Genomic DNA, 610 nt, shown 5'->3' with positions numbered 1-610 from the left:
ACCAGCCCACCCTTTGCTTCCGGCAAGACCTCCGCGAAGTAGCCATCGATGCCCAGCTCCTTCGCGAGCCGACGCGTAGGCGCCTCGTGATCCCCGGAAATGATGTACGTCGCTTGCACGCCACATTGCTCCACCAACTCCCGGATAATCGCGCGGGTCCCAGCCCGCACGGTTGCCATGAGCTCGATCGCTCCGACAACCGTGTCGCCGCTCGCGACCGCAACCATCGGTGAGCCTCGCTCATGACAACGCTCCTGCGTGGCATAGAGGCTCGGTGGGACCACGACGCCCTCCTCTCGCATAAAGCGCAGACTCCCAACGCGCACGAGCTTCCCTTCGACGCCCACCGTGAGACCGTAGCCCACCTTATAGGCGGCGTCCTCGATGTCGGGCAGTTCCAGACCCAGCTCGGCGGCCTTCGCCAAGATCGCTCTGGCGATCGGGTGTCTCTGCTTGGTCTCCGCCGCCGCGGCCAAACGCAACACCCCTTGCTCACTTGTCTCCCCAAGGACATGAATCGTTCCGACCGTCGGTTGCTCTTCGGTCAGTGTTCCCGTCTTGTCGAGCACGAGCGTGTCCACGTTCTTCAGCACCTCGAACGTGTGTCCAT

Annotated in this window: 1 protein-coding gene; it reads right to left on the bottom strand. The window is 63.3% G+C overall.

Features of this window, described 5'->3' with window-relative positions; all coding sequences use genetic code 11:
• A partial coding sequence (locus CKO31_RS26370) for an HAD family hydrolase (RefSeq protein ID WP_200243968.1) occupies positions 1–593 on the bottom strand: 593 nt, incomplete at its 3' end.
• Between the last annotated feature and the right edge of the window lie 17 nt (positions 594–610).

It is taken from the genome of Thiohalocapsa halophila (genome assembly GCF_016583825.1).
GTDB lineage: Bacteria > Pseudomonadota > Gammaproteobacteria > Chromatiales > Chromatiaceae > Thiohalocapsa > Thiohalocapsa halophila.
Note: the sequence above shows the minus strand (reverse complement) of the source record. Positions and strands in the feature narration are given on the sequence as shown.